General features: G+C 41.7%; 15 protein-coding genes. 1 reads left to right on the top strand and 14 read right to left on the bottom strand.

Going from position 1 to position 14,905, the window contains the following annotated elements; all coding sequences use genetic code 11:
• Positions 1 to 3 precede the first annotated feature (3 nt).
• The 11 genes from GD631_RS09845 to GD631_RS09895 all read right to left on the bottom strand — a co-directional run bounded on the left by GD631_RS09845 (position 4) and on the right by GD631_RS09895 (position 11,025).
• Complete coding sequence (locus GD631_RS09845; protein WP_143258060.1) at positions 4 to 1,170, bottom strand: AIR synthase-related protein; 1,167 nt, start codon at positions 1,168 to 1,170, stop codon at positions 4 to 6.
• A gap of 212 nt (positions 1,171 to 1,382) precedes the next feature.
• Positions 1,383 to 1,964 (bottom strand): LemA family protein, encoded by a 582-nt coding sequence (locus GD631_RS09850; protein ID WP_143258061.1) that lies wholly within the window; start codon positions 1,962 to 1,964, stop codon positions 1,383 to 1,385.
• 48 nt (positions 1,965 to 2,012) lie between these two features.
• Positions 2,013 to 2,933: a TPM domain-containing protein gene (locus tag GD631_RS09855; protein ID WP_143258062.1), complete on the bottom strand. Its 921-nt coding sequence runs from the start codon at positions 2,931 to 2,933 to the stop codon at positions 2,013 to 2,015.
• A 71-nt stretch (positions 2,934 to 3,004) separates the two neighbouring features.
• Positions 3,005 to 3,955 (bottom strand): alpha/beta hydrolase, encoded by a 951-nt coding sequence (locus GD631_RS09860; protein ID WP_185911620.1) that lies wholly within the window; start codon positions 3,953 to 3,955, stop codon positions 3,005 to 3,007.
• Between the two features lie 133 nt (positions 3,956 to 4,088).
• Positions 4,089 to 4,835: a shikimate dehydrogenase family protein gene (locus tag GD631_RS09865; protein WP_143258063.1), complete on the bottom strand. Its 747-nt coding sequence runs from the start codon at positions 4,833 to 4,835 to the stop codon at positions 4,089 to 4,091.
• Positions 4,836 to 4,874: 39 nt separating this feature from the next.
• A complete protein-coding gene (gene ubiE, locus GD631_RS09870; RefSeq protein WP_143258064.1) occupies positions 4,875 to 5,612 on the bottom strand; it encodes a bifunctional demethylmenaquinone methyltransferase/2-methoxy-6-polyprenyl-1,4-benzoquinol methylase UbiE in 738 nt (245 codons plus the stop codon).
• Positions 5,613 to 5,626: 14 nt separating this feature from the next.
• Positions 5,627 to 6,571 carry a phosphoribosylaminoimidazolesuccinocarboxamide synthase gene (locus GD631_RS09875; RefSeq protein ID WP_143258065.1) on the bottom strand — a complete coding sequence of 315 codons (945 nt, stop codon included), beginning with the start codon at positions 6,569 to 6,571 and terminating at the stop codon, positions 5,627 to 5,629.
• Positions 6,572 to 6,643: 72 nt separating this feature from the next.
• Positions 6,644 to 7,660 carry a PhoH family protein gene (locus GD631_RS09880; RefSeq protein ID WP_143258066.1) on the bottom strand — a complete coding sequence of 339 codons (1,017 nt, stop codon included), beginning with the start codon at positions 7,658 to 7,660 and terminating at the stop codon, positions 6,644 to 6,646.
• 74 nt (positions 7,661 to 7,734) lie between these two features.
• Entirely contained in the window at positions 7,735 to 9,291 is a 1,557-nt protein-coding gene (locus GD631_RS09885) for an ATP-binding protein (RefSeq protein ID WP_185911621.1), read from the bottom strand.
• 113 nt (positions 9,292 to 9,404) lie between these two features.
• Entirely contained in the window at positions 9,405 to 10,082 is a 678-nt protein-coding gene (locus GD631_RS09890; RefSeq protein ID WP_143258068.1) for a DUF5715 family protein, read from the bottom strand.
• An 82-nt stretch (positions 10,083 to 10,164) separates the two neighbouring features.
• Positions 10,165 to 11,025 carry a hypothetical protein gene (locus GD631_RS09895; protein WP_143258069.1) on the bottom strand — a complete coding sequence of 287 codons (861 nt, stop codon included), beginning with the start codon at positions 11,023 to 11,025 and terminating at the stop codon, positions 10,165 to 10,167.
• Positions 11,026 to 11,216: 191 nt separating this feature from the next.
• Here GD631_RS09895 and GD631_RS09900 point away from each other — a divergent pair, with 191 nt between their 5' ends.
• The gene (locus GD631_RS09900; protein WP_143258070.1) at positions 11,217 to 11,654 is read left to right on the top strand and encodes a DUF6078 family protein; all 438 of its coding nucleotides are present in this window, start codon (positions 11,217 to 11,219) and stop codon (positions 11,652 to 11,654) included.
• Between the two features lie 553 nt (positions 11,655 to 12,207).
• Here GD631_RS09900 and GD631_RS09905 read toward each other — a convergent pair.
• From GD631_RS09905 to GD631_RS09915, 3 genes are all read right to left on the bottom strand, one after another.
• Positions 12,208 to 13,860, bottom strand: a complete 1,653-nt coding sequence (locus GD631_RS09905; RefSeq protein ID WP_143258071.1) for a flotillin family protein — start codon at positions 13,858 to 13,860, stop codon at positions 12,208 to 12,210.
• Positions 13,861 to 13,880: 20 nt separating this feature from the next.
• Positions 13,881 to 14,378, bottom strand: coding sequence for a hypothetical protein (locus GD631_RS09910; protein ID WP_143258072.1), 498 nt, complete (start codon positions 14,376 to 14,378; stop codon positions 13,881 to 13,883).
• 256 nt (positions 14,379 to 14,634) lie between these two features.
• Positions 14,635 to 14,898 carry a hypothetical protein gene (locus GD631_RS09915; protein ID WP_143258073.1) on the bottom strand — a complete coding sequence of 88 codons (264 nt, stop codon included), beginning with the start codon at positions 14,896 to 14,898 and terminating at the stop codon, positions 14,635 to 14,637.
• Between the last annotated feature and the right edge of the window lie 7 nt (positions 14,899 to 14,905).

The following is a 14,905-nucleotide window of genomic DNA, read 5'->3' on the forward strand; positions in this document are numbered from 1 at the left end:
TCTTTAATATCTAAATTCTCCGAATTCGCTCTTAATGATTAATTCTGTTTGCTCGCATGCTTCAACACGTCCTACAATCTGTGCCGGGATACCGAATGATTCGGAGATAGCAATTACTTCTTCCGCATGTTCCGGTGACAGGTAAACTTCGAGGCGATGTCCCATATTGAATACCTTATACATTTCTGCCCAGTCCGTGCCGCTTTGTTCTTGGATCGTTTTGAATAAAGGAGGAACAGGGAAAAGATTGTCTTTTACTACGCGTACATTTTCTACAAAATGCAGTACTTTAGTTTGTGCACCACCGGAGCAATGTACCATTCCGTGGATTTTCGGGCGCAATGCATCAAGTAATTTCTTGACTACCGGCGCGTATGTACGAGTAGGAGAGAGTACTAACTTACCAGCATCAATCGGAGAATTTTCTACGCTGTCTGTCAGTTTTAACTTGCCGGAATAAACCAATTCTTCAGGCACTGCAGCATCATAGCTTTCCGGATATTTTTCAGCAAGATATTTGCCGAATACGTCGTGGCGGGCACTCGTCAAACCGTTGCTACCCATACCGCCGTTGTATTCTTTTTCGTAAGTAGCTTGTCCGTAAGAAGCCAACCCGACAATAACGTCACCCGGACGAATATTGGCATTGTCGATAACGTCTGAACGCTTCATGCGGCAGGTTACGGTAGAGTCAACGATGATGGTGCGTACCAAATCGCCGACATCAGCTGTTTCACCACCAGTTGCATATACACCTACGCCCATTTCACGGAGTTCGGCTAGCAATTCATCTGTCCCGTTGATGATGGCAGAGATTACTTCTCCTGGAATCAACAGTTTGTTACGTCCGATGGTAGAAGAAACAAGGATATTGTCAACAGCACCTACACAAAGCAGGTCGTCGATATTCATAATCAACGCATCCTGTGCAATACCTTTCCATACAGATAAGTCACCCGTTTCTTTCCAGTACATATAAGCAAGAGATGATTTGGTTCCGGCACCATCGGCATGCATGATGTTGCAATATTCCGGGTCACCTCCCAATATATCGGGAATAATTTTACAGAATGCTTTCGGGAAGATTCCTTTGTCGATGTTCTTGATGGCGTTGTGCACATCTTCTTTCGATGCGCTTACTCCACGCATCATGTATCGTTGATTACTCATGAGTTATAGAATTATTTTGTATACGGCTGCAAAAGTACAGTTTTTTTTTGGTACAGCCAACTAGGTACTAGTAAATGTTAATCATTAACTTTTTTACTTTAGGATATTCTCTTGAAAAGGAGAACAATAATAGAAAATTAAGAGTTAAAATCATAGTAATGAGGACTATGAATTTAACTCTTAATATAGAAGTGTTTTATCTAATCTTTTTTTTAGAATTCTACCTTCGGAGCCTTCTCACTTCCTTCCTCAGCTTCAAAGTATGCTTTTTTATCGAAGCCGAACATTCCGGCGAAGATGCTCTTTGGGAAGCGGCGGATATTGGTATTATAAGCCTGTGCAGCATCATTGAAGTTTTTGCGTGCTACATTGATACGGTTTTCTGTTCCTTCCAGTTGAGCTTGAAGTTCCAGGAAGTTCTGGTTAGCTTTCAGGTCCGGATAATTCTCAGTAATGGCTAATAACTTGCCCAATGCTGATGTTACAGCACCTTGTGCTTTTTGATATTGTGCTAACTTTTCCGGTGTCAGGTCGGCGGCGTCTACTTTGATTTGAGTAGCCTGGCTACGTGCGGCAACAACTCCTTCCAGCGTTTCCTTTTCATGTGTCGCATATCCTTTCACAGTGTTTACCAGGTTAGGAATCAAGTCAGCACGACGTTGGTATTGAGTCTCTACATTTGCCCATTGGCCACTTACATTTTCGTCCATGGTAACCAGACCATTATATACACTTACTGCCCATATGACAAGGATAGCCACAACGGCTAAGATGATAATAATTGACTTTTTCATGTTTCTTGTTTTTATTGAATTTGATAATTTGTTTTTTACTTATTCTCTTTAGAAACGAGAACCGGCACCGCCGCCGCCACCCATTCCTCCGCCGAAGCTGCCTCCGCTAAAGCCACCGCCACCGCCTCCGAAACTACCTCCGCCAAAGCCGCCGATGAACGGACCGCCTCCGCCGCCTCCCCGGTGATGGTAGTCACTATCATAACTTTGCTGGCGGCGTATGATGGTATGTCCGCAATTTCTGCATATATAGGTGACATCTTCTGTTTTCACCCCATTAATCCGGGATACGACTGTGCTTCCGCTTCTCTGCAATTGATGTTTGCCACATTTCGGACACCGGCTTTGTTTACGTGCCGAAAAGAAAGCCAGACCTCCACCGATTACCATAAAGCAGAGGATAGCAAGAATAAAATCAAATGAACCACCGTCGCTTGAATCGGAGAGAGCGTCATTTTCCATCGAACCGTCAAGCCGCTGACAAGTCGCTTTCAGGCCAGCCACCATTCCTGCGTCCCAGTTTCCGTCTTTCAGGTAAGGAAGCATATATCTTGTCTGAATCCTTTTACAGATAGCGTCGGGGAGTACTCCTTCCAGACCGTAACCTGTATAGAATTGGATACAACGTTGATCGGTGACCAACAAAATGACTAATCCGTTATTTTTGTCCTTCTTTCCTACACCCCATTTATTAAGCAACTGGTGGCAGAAGTTGAAACAATCTTCTTCTCCGATTGAGGGAACTACGGCAACCACCGTTTCAATTCCTGTTTGTTGTTCCAAGGCATAAAGCATGGAGTCTATACTGTCACAAGCAGCCTGTGAAAGTATTCCTGCCGGGTTACAGACATATTGCATTTTGTTTTGCAGATGTACTTTCGGGAGGTTGTCTACCGTGTATACTTTTTCTTGAGCTTGTAATGGGAGCAGAAGAATAGTTGCCAATATAAAAGTCAGTATTGATTTCATAACGATTATTTTATGTTTGCAAATATAGAGACTTTTCTGTTATGAATCTAGAACTCCTTGTTATAATAGGTTTAATGAATGTATCGCCCGACGAATGCACGGACTCGGTCGGTATATTCCTGTTTATTCTCTTTGTATGAAACGGCATGCGCGGCTCCCGGTACAATCCACAATTCTTTGGGATCCGGTTTGGCTTCGTAGAGCGGATATACCATCCAGGTGGGGACGTATGTATCTTTGTCACCGTGAATAAACAACATGGGAAGTCGGCATTTCGCCACTTGCTTTAATGAAGAGGCATCTTTGAAGTTCCATCCATATTTCTTCTCGCATAGCCAGCTTGTGGTATACATTAGCGGGAAAGGAGGAAGATGGAAACTGGATTTAAGTTCGTGTGAGAATTCGTCCCATACACTGGTGTAGCCGCAATCTTCAACAAAACATTTAACGAACGGTTTTTGCTCCTCACCGGATACCATCATGGTTGTCGCACCTCCCATCGAAATACCGTGTATGACCATTTGCGTACTATCTCCGAAGAGTTCATTAGCGATGTTCATCCATTGCAATACGTCCCAGCGGTCTTTCCACCCCATCTGGATGGCGGGACCTTCACTTTCTCCCTGATGTTGCAGGTCGGGAAGTAATATATTATATCCTAAATCACGGTTATACAGATACCCGATCATAAACATGCGGATGGCATTATCTGTATATCCATGCACAATGACGGCTGTCTTACTGGTAGGTTGCGGGGCAGCTACATAATAAGCGTGCAATTGTGTCCCGTGCGGGTTAATGATGAAAGTATCTTTCAGTGCATCTACTTGTCTCAGACTATCCACCCATGGGCGCAGGAAAGGGTAATCTTTATACATGAAGGGATAAGAGTCAGCATCTTTAGACAAAATTTTGGCATTCGGAGTCAGCGAGAAGTTTAACATATAAAAACTTCCTCCGATAGTGCAGCCGGTCAATACCAGCATAACGACAATGATGCTATATACAATTTTTCTCCTCATAAGAGTGTCTCCTTACCCCTCTCCGGAGAGAGGGAACTATGATAGATTTATTATTAAATGACATACATTACAATAAACAATCGGGGGGAGTAACTCCAATCTCGCTCTCTTTGGGGAGAGGGCTGGGGAGAGGCTATTTATGCCATATCTCCCAAGCGGCGAATGCTTGGAGCAGGAGCATTTCAAGACCATTTTTTACGACAGCCCCTTGTGCTTCTCCTTTTTTCATGAACAGTGTAATGTTTGGATTATATAACAAATCGTAGAGTAAATGGTTTGGAGTTAGTAGCTCATAAGGGATATTGGGACAGAAATCTACCTTAGGAAACATGCCTACGGGAGTGCTATTGACAATGACTGTGTATTCTGCCATAATTTCGGGAGTCAGTTCTTCATAAGTCAGCATATCGTCGCCTTTGTGGGTGCGCGATACGAATAGACTTTCGATCCCTAGGTTCTTTAGGCCGTGGTATACTGCTTTGGAAGCTCCGCCTGTACCCAGAATCAATGCTTTCTTGTGATGAGACTGCAGCAAAGGTTGAATGGATTGAGTGAATCCAATGATGTCGGAGTTGTAGCCGACTAATTTGACCTTTCCTTTTTGCTGGCGGATGATTTTAATAACATTTACCGCACCTATCTTTGCGGTATCACGATCGAGCTCATCCAGAAAAGGGATCACTTGTTCTTTGTAAGGAATGGTGACATTGAGTCCGCATAGGTTGGGATTCTCTTCAATAACTTCCATGAAGTTGTTGATGGTGGGAATCTCGAAATTCACATACTCTGCATTGATTCCTTCAGATTTGAACTTCTCATTAAAATAACCGATAGAAAATGAATGTCGCAGAGGGTAGCCGATTAAACCATATTTTTCCATAATATAATAAGGGTTAAATTAGTCATTTATAATGAATTGCTATTTTGTCGCGGTATAAAGAGTGCAAATGCCAAAGGTCAGCCGTTTGAAGTTGACTTCGCTAAATCCGGCTCGGGCGATGACTCCTTTCATGACTTCCCCTTGAGGGAATACTTTGATCGTGTCCGGCAGATAGCGGTAGGCACTGTTGTCTTTGGAGAGAAGCTTGCCCAGTAATGGAATGACGACTTTAGAGTAGATGGAAAACAGCTGTTTCATCGGGAAACGATCCGGAGTAGTAAGTTCCAGAATCACAAGATGACCGCCCGGTTTCAATACACGGCACATTTCGGAGAGCCCTTTATCGAGGTCTTCGAAGTTGCGGATACCGAAAGCTACGGTGATAGCGTCAAAATCATTGTCGGCAAAAGAGAGTGAAGTACAGTCCTCTCGGGCAAAAGAGATTTTGTCCGAGAGTCCTTCCTTCATTACTTTTTCACGTCCCACGTTCATCATACCTTCCGAGATGTCCGTGCCGATCAGTTCGGCAGGTTGCAGTTTGCGGCAGGCGAGGATTGCAAAATCCCCCGTACCGGTAGCTACGTCCATCATGCGTTGCGGTTGGAAAGGGCGTAACCAGTCTATCGCTTTTCTGCGCCAGCTACGGTCGATACCTAAAGATAGGGTATGGTTCAACTTGTCGTAGGCATGTGCGATATTGTCGAACATACGTTCCACCTGTTCGGTTTTCTTGCCCTCCTTGTCGTAAGGCTTGATATGTTGTTGTGGGTAGTCCATTTTTAATTTACAATTTATAAATTCAAGAACGTTTCAACGTTTTTGAATATACGTTCAGCGATGTTGGTGGTATCTTCTTTTACAAATTTCTCACCTGTGATGTTTTCGAACAATTCGATATAACGGTCGCTGATGCTTTGTACGATAGCCGGAGTCATTTCAGGTACCTTCTGACCGTCTTTGCCCTGGAAACCGTTTTCCATCAACCATTCGCGAACGAACTCTTTAGAAAGTTGCTTCTGTGGTTCGCCTTTTTCGAAACGTTCCTGATAACCTTCAGCGTAGAAATAACGGCTTGAATCCGGAGTATGGATTTCGTCCATCAGGTAGATAGTGCCGTTGTGTTTACCGAATTCGTATTTTGTATCTACGAGAATCAGTCCGCGTTCTGCTGCGATTTCAGTACCACGTTTGAAAAGAGCTAATGTATATTTTTCAAGAATTTCATACTCTTCCGGAGTAGCCAGTCCTTGTTTCAGGATTTCTTCCTTGGAGATGTCTTCGTCGTGCAATCCCATTTCTGCTTTCGTAGTCGGAGTTACGATAGGTTCCGGGAATTTTTGGTTTTCGCGCATTCCGTCCGGCAACTTAACGCCGCAAATTTCGCGAACACCACTTTTGTAAGCACGCCATGCGCTGCCACACAAGTAACCACGTACAATCATTTCTACCGGAAAACCTTCGCACAATACGCCCACTGTTACCATTGGGTCCGGAGTAGCCAGTTTCCAGTTCGGACAGATGTCAGTAGTGGCATCAAGGAATTTGGCTGCAATCTGGTTCAGCATTTGTCCTTTGTAAGGAATACCTTCAGGCAGTACTACGTCAAAGGCCGAAATACGGTCGGTTGCTACCATGACGAGTTTTTCGCCGTTGATGTTGTACACATCGCGCACTTTTCCGTGGTACACACTTTTCTGTCCCGGAAAGTTGAAATCTGTTTTTGTTAATGCTTTCATTGTCTTTATTATAATTACAAATTACAAGTTACAAATAACAAGTCGCAATAGGGTTCCGAATTTGAAAGACGATTAGTCTTTGGCCAGTTTCACCGGACGTTCGCCGTTGATAACCAGTTGTTCGTTTTTCCGTTTTTCCCGCTCGGCTTTCGCTTCTTTATCGAACTTTTCGTAAGCATCCACGATACGTTCCACCAGTTTATGGCGTACGATATCTTTCTTATTCAGTTCAACAAAACTGATCCCTTTCACTCCCTTCAAGATGCGGAGGGCTTGCACCAATCCCGATGTTTGTGAAGCGGGAAGGTCAATTTGCGTCATGTCTCCCGTCACAATCATCTTGGTGTTCATGCCCATACGGGTGAGGAACATTTTGATTTGTTGTGCGGTAGTATTCTGGGCTTCGTCCAATATAACGACTGCGTCATTCAGCGTACGTCCGCGCATAAAGGCTAACGGGGCAATCTGGATAATGTTCAATTCCATGTATTCCTTTAACTTGGCGGCAGGTATCATATCCTGCAAGGCGTCATATAAAGGTTGTAGGTATGGATCGATCTTATCTTTCATGTCGCCGGGCAGGAAACCGAGTTTTTCTCCGGCTTCTACGGCGGGGCGGCTAAGAATGATTTTTTTGATTTCTTTGTTTTTCAATGCACGCACGGCAAGGGCGATAGCAGTGTATGTTTTTCCCGAACCTGCCGGACCGATGGCGAATACCATATCATTCTTGGCGAATCCTTCTACCAGTTTCAACTGGTTTTCGCTTCGGGGGATGATAGGCTTGCCCGTGACGCTGAACACAATCACGTTTCCTGTCTGTTCCGCTTGCGGAGCATTTCCTTTTATAATGTCAATGATAACTTCTTCTTTCAGTGAATTATATTCGGCGCAGTACTTTTCAAGTTTGGTGATATTTTCCTCGAAGGCACACATTTCTTCCTCGTCGCCCAGCACTTTGATGACATTGCCTCGGGCAACTATGCGTAGCTTTGGATATAAAGCTTTAATTAACTGTATGTTGGCGTTGTTTACACCGTAAAAAATAACCGGATCAATGTCCTCAAGAACAATCAGCTTCTCTATCATTAAGTTGTATTAAAGAAAAATTTCTGCAAATTTAATCAAACGTTTTGGATTCTCTGATTGTTTGGAGGTGAATTTTATTGCAAATCTTCTACTATCCACTTTTCGATGTTTCTTGTTTCATTACTGAAATTAATGCCTATTTTAAATATTTGTCGCTTGTCGGCAGCAAATGCTTGTGCATAATGTTTGTCATTGATTTGTTGCAGAGCTTCTTCGGCGGTTCCCTCCAGCTTGAATTCCATTACATAGATGAAATGATCGGTTTGCAGGACGAGGTCAATGCGTCCTTGTGAGGTATGATACTCTGCTTTTACATAGAATCCAATGAGTTTAAATACGATGAAGAGTACATTTTGATAATGTAGTTCCAAATCGCGTACCAATTCGTAAGGTGTATCGGCAAAGAAACTTTGCAGGCGGCGGAAAAAGGCATCATAATCACCTTGTTCCACTTCATCGACAAACTGCCGTATTTGGAAAGGAGATTCGATTACGTCTATATTGGTATAGAACGGAAGGAGGTATTTTACAAAACCTTCTTCTACTTCCCGATTGGGGAATCCCAGTCGATAAATTCCAAAGCGATTGTTAAATCCTTTGATCGTGAGATATCCACTTTGATAGATAACCGGAATAGGATTTCGGGACGTCGAATCAATGCTGTTCAGTACATCTGCATCCGTTTCTTCATGGGTGATACGTTGGAGATTATAATTGGATTTCTTTAGTAATTCTACCAAATAAGTCGGGGTGCCGGTTTCAAACCAGTAACTACCGAATTTCATTTTATAGAATGTGTTGAGTAAACTGAATGGGTTGTATATTCCTATGGAGTTTTCTACGAAATGATAACCATCATAACATTCTTTCAGTTCGGAGCATACCTCCTCATAAGTCATTTTCTGTTTATCAGCCAAAATATGCAGGTCTTCTTCCATATTGTCGTGGATTTCTTTCTCTGTGATACCGCAGAGTTCCACGTACTGCTCATCCATTGAAATATCAATCAGATTGTTCAGATCGCTGAATACACTGACTTTTCCGAATTTAGTGACACCTGTAAGGAATCCGAGTTTGATGCATCCGTCTTTACTCTTTAATGCTCCATAGAAAGGTTTTAGTGTGTTTCGGAAATATTTTTGCAATTCTTCGTTTCCGATAGCTTGCAGCATAGGTTTGTCGTATTCGTCCACAAGGATAACGACACGTTGCCCCGTCTGTTCGTAAGCCCGCTGTATGATGCCTGCAAAGCGTAAAGAAAAGGAAACTTCCGACGGGCGTGTGCCATACAGGCTTTCCCAATGTTCCAGATTGTCATTGAGTATTTGGTCCAGACTTTCGGGAGTATCATATTTCTCGATATTTAAATCAAGGTGTAATATCGGATGTTTGATCCAGTCTTTTTCCAGTTGTTCAATAGCCAATCCTTCAAATAGTTCTTTTTTTCCCTGATAGTATGCTTCAAGAGTAGATATTAGCAGACTCTTCCCAAAGCGGCGGGGACGGCTAAGAAAATAGTAACGGCCGGTTTTTACTAATTGGTAAATGAGTCTGGTTTTATCTACATAGAGATAACCATCGTTACGGAGACTTTCAAAATTCTGTATGCCGATAGGATATAGCTTGCTCATAATCTGATTCTTTTAGCGTTGGATTCATACAAAGATAGTTGTTTTCCATCTTAACGCAAAATTTACCTTAAAGGTTTTATGATATGCTAGTCAAAGATTTTGAAAAAAGGTATTTATCGGGCGGTGATATGGAAACACCCTTGCTTCAATTCATATTTGATGTAGCATTTTTCAGCTTGTCGCAGGTCTCTTAAAACCTCGGACAAGACAAGTTTCAGTGTATCGGCACTTACATCCTGTAACGGTCTTCCATCCTTGTCTTCTACCTTTTTGAAACGTTTCCAACTGACGTCAAAGGTGGCTCCAAAGCAGTGTGCCGAGTTGGCGGAAGCATTTCCGTTGCGACGGCGGAGGCGTTTCACATCGTTTTCGGTACGTAACACTGAAGTGATGATTATCTGGTTGGGGTTTAGACCTTTGGCTGCCAATGAATCGAGAAAGTTGGAACCGATTGTATCGAGCAGTGCACTGGCACGCGGTACGAGATAGGGGATAGAGTGTGTCAGTGAATCTACTACATAAAACTCATTGTCGGTAATATGAGTTAGCTTTTCTTTCATATCTTCTGCTGCTTCCCGGTCTGCCAATGGGCGAATCCCTATCTTTTTGGCTACTTCCAGATGTGCGTCATTCAAATCAGGGAAAGAACGTTTATAGCTGACGACGCCACGAATATTGCGTGGCTCATTCAGTTTTAGCGACATGTCTTTCTTTTTGCAGCCCGAAGTAAGCGTTGTAAGCCCAATAACTAGTAAAAATAGCGGTAATATGCGAAGCTTATAAATAGTCATTTTGTATTTTTTGCTCGCAAATATACGCTATTTTTTCATACATTCCATGCTTTGCATTATTTTCAAGTCCATACTTTTGAGGTTATTCCAAAATATTCTCTGGTATTTCAGGATAGGTATTTAATATACCTATTATAGTATAATCTGTATTGTCAATTGTTGTTTTTAGTGTGGGTACTATTGTATGTTCACTTCTGGAAAGAGCTTTTTTTACAAGTTCTTTCCAATCTACACCTAGAAATTTTGATATAAGATTTAGAATGGCATTTGCACTCGTAACTCCATCGTATAGTTCAAATCTTAATTTGTGAGGGGTGGGAGGAACTGTTGCATCGCTGAAATTTCCTTGTTCGTCAGATGCATAGTTTAGTGTTAAATAAGGTATGGCGTATGTAGGAGACGAGTTGCCGGAACCGCTTTCTAACTTGGTGAAAAAATCGTATGTTCCTTTTGCTATTGGAGTACGAGATATTTCGTCTCTAGACTCAATATAACGGAAAAAATAGCAATCTTTAGCTTCATTGTTAATAAGATAAACTACAGTGCCATTAGAAAGTGCCGGATGATTACTTTTTTTTATAGCGTATGCCAAATAACTGTCTGTAATTTTAATTCTTAAATCAACCGTTTCGTTGGTGATATTATCTTTTACTTTCACCTTTGTTTCTCCTTTCTTTTTTGGGGTGATCCTTAAGCTTCCCATTCCTATCGAACTGGATAAATCTACATCTATATTTAAAATGTCAGTTTTTTCTACAGTTACGGTGTAGTCCCTGTTTCCACCTGTGATGGTGATATTGGTTGTTCCTAACAAAGGTCGTTCGTAATACTCTTTTTCGAAAGATAAAGGATATATTTTTTTTTCATCGTCGTTGCTACAGCTAAAAAAGATAATTGTACAGAGAAATGACAGTAGTGCTCCAAGTAAATGTTTTGTCTTCATGATTATTCTGTTTTATAATTTTGCAGGAGAGATATAGTCTTATAAGTTCCTGTGTTGATGTTGGAGACAAATATAACGATTTTATCAATATGTTGAAGTAAATAGTGCATTTATTTCCTGTCCTCCAGCTATTTTCATACATTTGTGGCGGTTTATAAAAATAGGCCACTTTCCTACTAAACATAACACACATGAAAACAGATTTCGATTACAATTCTATGCCCGTTAGCTTCGCTCATTGCTTGAATGGACATTGTTTGCGTGCGGACAAATGTCTGCGACGACAAGTAACTCTCCGAATGCCGAAAGAGCGGGCTGCTGTAATGGTTATTAATCCCGAACATGTCACCTCCGATGGTGAAGATTGTACTTACTTTATTGATGAAAAGCCGGTGTTGTTTGCACGGGGAATGAAACATTTGCTGGACCGGGTGCCGCTTGCTGATGCTACCGTTATCAAGCGACAGATGATAGCCTACTTCGGCAAAACGATCTATTATCGTTGTTGCAATAAAGAACGGTTGATTAAACCAAAGGAACAAAAGTATATACAAGAACTTTTTCGAAAGAGGGGAGTTACAGATACGCCTCAATATGACGAATATATAGAATACTATGATCTTGGGTAAGTATATCCGTTAGTTCCGGTAATCCCATATATTGTGGGAAAGTATTCTCTTATATTATGGGAATTTATTCCCGCAAAATAAGGGAATAAATTCTCTCCAGCTAGGGAATCTTTTCCCACAATATGTGGGACTACCGGGGTCTGTAATACCTTGATAATAGTTGACTACCTTTTTTCTTATCTTCGGGTTGGGTTAACATTTATTGTGTAGGTATTATATAGCAGTCCCGGTATGAGAAATGTATGATGAAAGTATGAGAAATACCGGTTTTTTATGACATTTCAGGCAAAATACTATGAGAAACACCTTTTTGAAAAGTATTTCTCATAGTGTTATTGTTTTGAATTACAGGTGATTATCCTGTAAAGTATGAGAATATGAGAAATGATTTCGCAAAATCGTTTCTAGTGCGTATTAGATGGATTGTATGGCTTCATGGCTTATTACGTTCTTTGAATATTCCAGATTTATTTGAATTATATAAAAAACAAACGCTGATGAGAACAAGTAAAATCATTCTTTTCTCATCAGCGTATATTATGTCGGATCACAACTATTTCTTATCTTTTTTCTCGTCAGCTTTTGTTGCAGGCTTTTCCTCCGTTTTGCTTTCCGGATTGATAATACCTTTCACTGTTTCACCGATAGGCAATTTATCCAATACACCGAGACTTGGAGCTACCGTTTTCACCAATGTGTTCAGGAAGTTGCTTGTACCTCCGTTTCCACCGTCGAATACAGTGATATTTCCTAAATTCATGTGTTCGAACGCCTTCACCTGTTCGCCGGCAATTTCCTTCCACTGGTCTACCATCTTATATTGGATGGCGATAGCCGGATTCGATTCGGCAGCTCTTACCATTGCTTCGAAACCTTCCGCTTCCGCAAGTAATGATTTCTTCTTACCTTCCGCTTCGGCTTCCAGTTTCAATTGGATAGCTTTTGCTTCCGCTTCGGCTTGTGCCAAAGTAGCTTTTGCGCGTGCTTCCGCTTCGCGGGTAATCTTTTCGGCGATGGCATTTGCTTGAAGGATAGCTTCCTGTCTGGCGATTTCCGCAGGAACAATCTTTTCAGCCTTTAATGAAGATTCCACTTTCCGTGCTTTAGCTTCTTCCACTTCTTTTTGGGCAATTTCGCGTGCAGTCTGTACGGCAGCTTCCGATTTTGCAGCAGCTTCACCGGCTTGCTTGTCGGCATTGGCTTGTGTTACAGCTAGTTCTGCGTTGGAAAGGGCTACTTCTTTCTGTGCGTCATTTCGTCCGATGGCAGCCTTCTTGGCAGCTTCCGCCTGTTTGATTTCCATATCCGAATTCAGTTCGGCAACACGGCTTTCCTTTTCAGTATTTGCCTGCTCGATACGGATGCTCTTTTCTGCTTCGGCTTTTGCTACTTGCGATTCTTTTTCCGCGTTGGCAATCGCTACTTGAGAGATTCTGTCCTTATCTGCATTTGCAACGGATATCTCCTGTTGTTTCTTCGTTTCTGCGATAGCGATATCCTGGTCTTTACGAGTTTCCGCAACTTTAGTTTCGCGTTCTTTAATCTGATTGGCAATTTTGATAGCACCCAGCTTTTCCTGTTCTTCGATGTTAGCCTGTGCTTCGTTCAGTGCTTTACTTTCAGCTTCCTTACCTAAGTTGACAATGTAGTTGGCAGCGTCACGAATATCACTGATGTTGATGTTCATCAGATACAAACCGAATTTGCGAAGTTCGGTATCGATGTTATCTTTCACTTTAGCCAGGAACTTATCTCGGTCTGAATTTAATTCTTCGATAGTCATATCGGCGATCACCATACGCATCTGACCATATACAACATCAGTAATTAAGTTCTGCTTGTCATCCATCGTTAAGCCCAGCATACGTTCAGCAGCGTTTTGCATCACTTCGGGATCGGTGCTGATAGCTACAGTGATTGTAGTCGGCACATCTACACGAATGTTTTGAGCGGATAGCGCGCCGGTCAGTTTACATTCGATCTGCATTGGTTTCATGGAAAGGAATTCATATCCTTGGATAATCGGCCATACAAAAGCAGCTCCACCATGATATAGCTTTGCCGATTTCTTATCCCCTCCCGTTTTACCATATACAACGAGGACTTCGTCACTCTTACATTTGCGGTAACGCGAAAGGATACCGATAAAAGTGAGTAGGATGACTGCTACTAATATAGCCGCCATGATTAACATTTCTTGTGTCATAAAATTGTGTATTTGAATAATTATTGAATGAATAGCGTTCCGTCTTTGTAGCTGGTGATGATTGTTCTGTCACCAGTCTGATATGCTTTTCCTGATTCGGAGATGACGTCTACTTCGCGCATGGCTCCATTCCGGCTGGCTTGTACTGTATATTTATTGTCGCTTTGTTTGAAATAGATAGTACATTCCCTTCCCACAAGCTGGTCCGTATGTTCGGAATGATTCACTTGTTGTAGCTGGTATGCTTTTTTGTAGAGAAACCATACGGCGAATACAAAGAAAAGACCTACCAGAATGCCGATGACATAACTTTGAATCTCAATATTTCCTGTCAGATACATATACCAGCCGAATCCGATTCCGAAATGAGTAAGACCTTTGAAAGAGACCACGCTGCTAATGTCAGTATCCACGTCTACATCTGCATCTATGTCTCCGAAAAAGATGGATAGAATGAATTGGATTATAAATATTCCTGTTGTCACAAGGGCAATAATAAGGAAAATGGTACTACTCATAATTGTGAGGTATTAGTAATCATTGTTATTTTGTTCTCCAAATATACGGATTTATGCGGACTATACAAATAAAACTTTATATAAAGTTACATTTCCATAGCCAATGTCGTAAAATTGCGGATATGTGATAAAAAAATCCCCACCCACTTAGCACTATCTTCGCAGACTGCATCTAAGTGGAATGAGGAACACAAACAAAACAAACAAATTTTTTATTAGGGGTTATGGGATCCGTACGCTTACGGAGCGCTTTCTTTTAAATATTGTCTGAACAATCAAGTATTAGTATCGAATCTTCGCATGAGACAATGGATATTTTGTCCAGTATGTCAAGGTTGATCTCTACTTTGAAACGGCCGCAGACATCATGAACTTTGTGTTTGAAGTCAGCAAAGCCTTTCATGATTTTTTCAATCTGGTTGGCTGAATGCTCGTAAGCATACCAGCGTCCGTTCTCTTCAAACAGATAGGCTTGCCGCATATCTGATGATTCTAGTTGCAGGATGTCTTTTTGTTTCATAATATCT

This window comes from Bacteroides luhongzhouii (genome assembly GCF_009193295.2).
In the GTDB taxonomy this organism is placed as follows: domain Bacteria; phylum Bacteroidota; class Bacteroidia; order Bacteroidales; family Bacteroidaceae; genus Bacteroides; species Bacteroides luhongzhouii.

Excerpts from the sequence above, each read along its gene's own strand:
- GD631_RS09845 (WP_143258060.1), bottom strand. The coding sequence starts at position 1,170 with ATGAGTAATCAACGATACATGATGCGTGGAGTAAGCGCATCGAAAGAA.
- GD631_RS09850 (WP_143258061.1), bottom strand. The coding sequence starts at position 1,964 with ATGAAAAAGTCAATTATTATCATCTTAGCCGTTGTGGCTATCCTTGTC.
- GD631_RS09855 (WP_143258062.1), bottom strand. The coding sequence starts at position 2,933 with ATGAAATCAATACTGACTTTTATATTGGCAACTATTCTTCTGCTCCCA.
- GD631_RS09860 (WP_185911620.1), bottom strand. The coding sequence starts at position 3,955 with ATGAGGAGAAAAATTGTATATAGCATCATTGTCGTTATGCTGGTATTG.
- GD631_RS09865 (WP_143258063.1), bottom strand. The coding sequence starts at position 4,835 with ATGGAAAAATATGGTTTAATCGGCTACCCTCTGCGACATTCATTTTCT.
- ubiE (WP_143258064.1), bottom strand. The coding sequence starts at position 5,612 with ATGGACTACCCACAACAACATATCAAGCCTTACGACAAGGAGGGCAAG.
- GD631_RS09875 (WP_143258065.1), bottom strand. The coding sequence starts at position 6,571 with ATGAAAGCATTAACAAAAACAGATTTCAACTTTCCGGGACAGAAAAGT.
- GD631_RS09880 (WP_143258066.1), bottom strand. The coding sequence starts at position 7,660 with ATGATAGAGAAGCTGATTGTTCTTGAGGACATTGATCCGGTTATTTTT.
- GD631_RS09885 (WP_185911621.1), bottom strand. The coding sequence starts at position 9,291 with ATGAGCAAGCTATATCCTATCGGCATACAGAATTTTGAAAGTCTCCGT.
- GD631_RS09890 (WP_143258068.1), bottom strand. The coding sequence starts at position 10,082 with ATGACTATTTATAAGCTTCGCATATTACCGCTATTTTTACTAGTTATT.
- GD631_RS09895 (WP_143258069.1), bottom strand. The coding sequence starts at position 11,025 with ATGAAGACAAAACATTTACTTGGAGCACTACTGTCATTTCTCTGTACA.
- GD631_RS09900 (WP_143258070.1), top strand. The coding sequence starts at position 11,217 with ATGAAAACAGATTTCGATTACAATTCTATGCCCGTTAGCTTCGCTCAT.
- GD631_RS09905 (WP_143258071.1), bottom strand. The coding sequence starts at position 13,860 with ATGACACAAGAAATGTTAATCATGGCGGCTATATTAGTAGCAGTCATC.
- GD631_RS09910 (WP_143258072.1), bottom strand. The coding sequence starts at position 14,378 with ATGAGTAGTACCATTTTCCTTATTATTGCCCTTGTGACAACAGGAATA.
- GD631_RS09915 (WP_143258073.1), bottom strand. The coding sequence starts at position 14,898 with ATGAAACAAAAAGACATCCTGCAACTAGAATCATCAGATATGCGGCAA.